Here is a 417-nt window from a genome sequence, read left to right as displayed (position 1 = left end):
CAAAGCTCAGGGTCACACAGACCAGCTCTGCAATGACGAAGGACCACCACACCATATTCGCATAGCCGGTCTTACACAGCAGCCAGGCGGCGGGCAGCAGCACCACCAGCTGGCGGCAGACCGAGATGATCAGGCTGAACATGCCGTTGCCCAGCGCCTGGAAGGTGGAGGACAGGATGATGCTCATGCCGGCCAGCAGGAAGTGGAAGCAGTTGATGCGCAGGGCAGGCTTGCCGATGGCCAGCATGGCCTCGCTGGCGGAGAACAGGCCCAGCAGCTTGTCGGGCAGGAACTGGAACAGCAGGAAGCCGTGCCGAACAGGATGACAACGATCACCACAGCCAGCAGCAGCCACATTGCAGTTGTAGACATGATTTTTCCCTCCAAATTTCTTCGGGGTGAACCCCCTCTGTCCTG

The 417-nt window shown here is 59.7% G+C and carries 1 protein-coding gene; it reads right to left on the bottom strand.

Annotation, left to right across the window (positions count from 1 at the left end; all coding sequences use genetic code 11):
- Positions 1-417: MATE family efflux transporter (locus P0G09_RS15775; RefSeq protein ID WP_275253127.1), on the bottom strand; the 417-nt coding region annotated here is incomplete at both ends.

Source organism: Faecalibacterium sp. DFI.5.82, from assembly GCF_029076575.1.
Taxonomy (GTDB): Bacteria; Bacillota; Clostridia; order Oscillospirales; family Ruminococcaceae; genus Faecalibacterium; species Faecalibacterium duncaniae.
The sequence above is the reverse complement of the archived record's forward strand: the minus strand, read 5'-3'. Positions and strand labels throughout refer to the sequence as shown.